The organism is Mesorhizobium sp. M1143 (genome assembly GCF_040318435.1).
GTDB lineage: Bacteria > Pseudomonadota > Alphaproteobacteria > Rhizobiales > Rhizobiaceae > Mesorhizobium.
This window is the reverse complement of sequence record NZ_JAMYMJ010000138.1, coordinates 1-3,036: the sequence shown is the minus strand read 5'-3', so window position 1 is coordinate 3,036 and position 3,036 is coordinate 1. Positions and strand designations below refer to the sequence as shown.

3 protein-coding genes and 2 pseudogenes are annotated in these 3,036 nt (G+C 59.7%); 2 read left to right on the top strand and 3 right to left on the bottom strand.

Features of this window, described 5'->3' with window-relative positions; genetic code table 11:
* Together NKH35_RS31270 and NKH35_RS31265 are read left to right on the top strand one after the other, a co-directional pair.
* A pseudogene (locus tag NKH35_RS31270) lies at window positions 1-436 on the top strand (transposase); the annotation flags it as partial.
* Window positions 437-1,422: 986 nt separating this feature from the next.
* Entirely contained in the window at window positions 1,423-1,878 is a 456-nt protein-coding gene (locus tag NKH35_RS31265) for an Lrp/AsnC family transcriptional regulator (protein WP_352917525.1), read from the top strand.
* 159 nt (window positions 1,879-2,037) lie between these two features.
* Here NKH35_RS31265 and NKH35_RS31260 read toward each other — a convergent pair.
* The 3 genes and pseudogenes from NKH35_RS31260 to NKH35_RS31250 all read right to left on the bottom strand — a co-directional run.
* Window positions 2,038-2,097, bottom strand: a pseudogene (locus NKH35_RS31260) (hypothetical protein); the annotation flags it as partial.
* Window positions 2,098-2,194: 97 nt separating this feature from the next.
* Window positions 2,195-2,296 carry a hypothetical protein gene (locus NKH35_RS31255; protein WP_352917524.1) on the bottom strand — a complete coding sequence of 34 codons (102 nt, stop codon included), beginning with the start codon at window positions 2,294-2,296 and terminating at the stop codon, window positions 2,195-2,197.
* Between the two features lie 42 nt (window positions 2,297-2,338).
* Window positions 2,339-2,527, bottom strand: a complete 189-nt coding sequence (locus tag NKH35_RS31250) for a hypothetical protein (RefSeq protein ID WP_352917523.1) — start codon at window positions 2,525-2,527, stop codon at window positions 2,339-2,341.
* Window positions 2,528-3,036 lie beyond the last annotated feature (509 nt).

Here is a 3,036-nt window from a genome sequence, read left to right as displayed (position 1 = left end):
TGGCAGAGGTGCCGCGTCCACTTCATGAGGAACGTGCTGGCCCATGCCGGCAAGCGCGGCCGCAGGGTCGTCAAATCCATCATCGCCACCGCTTTCGCCCAGGAAACGCCCGAGGCCGCGTCCGTACAATGGCGCGCCGTCGCCGACCAGATCCGGCCGAGGTGCCAAAGCTGACGACAATCATGGACGACGCCGAGCCCGACGTGCTGGCCTACATGACCTTCCCCAAGGAACATCGCGCCAAGCTCCACTCGACTAATCCGATCGAACGTCTCAAGGGCGAGATCAAGCGGCGCACCGAGGTCGCCGGAATCTTCCCGAACGACGATGCGATCGTGCGCCTCGTCGGCGCAATCCTGCTCCAGATATGACTCTGGAAACGATCAGCCAGATGAGCGATGATCCCCTGATCAGCCTGCCAGCCGTGGCGCGCTGATCAGCCCGGCCCATGCCGGAGAGCACGGCGACTAATGCCGCCAGCTACACCACGCCGCGGGACACGATCCATTCGACCGGCAACCCTCGTCTCCAGCTGGGTCTCGGCGAAGTCGCGCAGGGTAGTGGGCCAACGCGAGGACTGTTCCTGCGAGCCCGACTTCGTCGGCAATTGCCCTGTAAGCATTCGAGGCGCGGAGTTTCGGTCGTGACGAAAATTACCAACGACTCGATTGGGTCGGTGCCGCGCGACACCACCGCCTGCAGGCCGATTGTCTTGAGCGGCGATAACGACCGAATAATTGCGGGACTGCAGCGTGCCCCCCCGCGACGGTTTACGACGATGTCAAAATCATCCTAGAATAGGAAGCTATCGTTGGGCCGGCAAATGGCGAACTTGCCTACATCGATGCTGGCCCGTGTGCATCCCCGAAGAGCTGTGAGATGCGAAAACGGCAAAAGAAGCCACTCCGAACACCTTGAGCGGCTCGACGGCAATTCGACTTCCCCGGCCTGTTAAAGATGAGCGCAAAGGTGCCCCTGAATTTCGTGCATCTTCTCCGGGGGTCCTCTACCCCAGGCCTTGCCCGTCGCTTCATGGATCGGCAAAGCGTCCAGATCTGCACGAAGGCCAATGGTCGGCCCTGCGCCGCTTTGCCCTGAATGAAAGGGACGATGCGGGTGCTGGCTTTCCCCGTTTCGATATGGTTGATTCTAAAGGACGCTAGCTTGTCCGCAACGAACCGGCATGCTGAATCCATTCGTTGATGTTTGGCAGCCGTCGTGGGGCCGTGTGGCTGGCTTCATTGGAAAATTTGCCGAGAGCGTTTGGAACAGTTCGGGCAAAACTTGCATTTGGGTAAAATAAAACAGTCTCATCTTGGTGGCGATTGCAACTGTTGGATGGGCTAGCGTTTCATTGCGCGGCTGATCTTGCAATGAACGTTCCAGATTGCTAATGGGACGAGAATTCGCATAGGTGCAGGCATGATAGATGATCTCGATCGGCGGATACTCGGCGCCCTTCAAAAGAACAACAGGCTGTCATTCTCCGAACTCGCGGATTTCGTTGGTTCGTCTGCCGCTTCATGCATGCGCCGTGTCAATAAGTTGCGTGCCGAGGGCGTTGTCACCGCTGATATCTCGTTAGTCGACCCTAAGGCGCTCGGGAAGTCGCTGACCGTGGTCGTAGCGGTGGAGCTCGATCGCGAGCGTTTAGATCTTGTCGATGACTTCAAGCGAGCGATGAGGGCGGCAAAAGAAGTCACTCAATGCTATATGATCACAGGCGATGCCGACTTCGTTCTTATTGTAGCAGTGGAGGACGTCGAGGCCTTTGACGTTTTTGTAAAGACCAAACTCTACACAAATCCCAACGTCCGTAAGTTCAAGAGCATGATTGTGTTGGATCGCGTGAAGTTCGAGCCCCGGGTGCTTGTGTAGCTTTTTTGGCTGAGCGTTTCCGCCCTTGCCATCCCGTTTTTGAAGCATGCATTGCGGCTGGAGCGTAAGCGCCTTGCCGATCGCCAATGGATTTGAGCTTGACCTTTTCCGGAATCGCCAGGGCATGAGTTCCTCGATCTGGCTCTGCGGATGGCCGTTGATGATGGCGTCGAGAGTTTCGGCGAGGAAGGCAACGGGATTGACGTGTTGAGCCTGCAGGTGGCCACGACGGATGAGAGCAGTGCCCAGTTTTCGACCCCGACCTCATGGCCAGCAAACAAGGCATTTTTCTGGTCAAGCACCACCATGGCCGCGGTCACCGGAAGCGATTGCCCAGAAGAAGCCCGCCGGGATCGAGCACCGGCGCGGTGGTCTCGTCCATGAACAGGCGCTCGGCCGCAGCCAGATGCCCGCGCATGTGGTCGGCTATGGGCTTGAGATGGAAGCAGCCCCGGCCTGCCTAGTTGCCCAATGTCGTCCGATCCAGCTGGATGCCCAGGCTGGCTTGGATCTCGGCCTGCCGGCAGAACGGCAAATGATCGCCGAGCTTGGCGACGACGCCGCCAGGCACGATATGCTCGGGCGCATGCGCCTGCACGACGGCGCCCGAGCAGCGCTGGCAAGCGTTTCGGGCGGCGCGGACCAGCACGCGCAGTCACGCCGGGATTGATGGGCAGGCAAGTGGCCACCATTGCGCTGGCGCGAACCGGACGAGCCGTCCGAACGCCAGTAATGACCCGCTGCGCCTTTTTCTGCGCGGCATCGAGCACGCCCTGCGCGATCTCCACGTCTTAGAGTGGCAGGTGGTATTGATCAGGATGCAGCTTCTCGGACTTGGCGCGAACTTCTCGTGATTGAACTGGCTGACGACGCTCTCCAGCCGCGGCGCGCCTCCTCGGATGCAGCTAAGGCTGCCTGGTGCTCGGCCAGGGTCGCTTACGTCTGGGCCGCCAAGAGCGCCTTCAAACGCTCGTTCTCTTCCTGGAGAACCGTCAGATTCATGCACTGACCGATAAGGCCAGTGGAGACAAGGCACCCTGACTCACTGTGCCACACACTCATCCGGCCAGCTGCGGATGCGGTGCCCGCTTGGGGCGAACCAGTCTCCAATCCCGCCCTTCGAACAAGGCCGCGAACATCGCCGGCGACATGCGCATC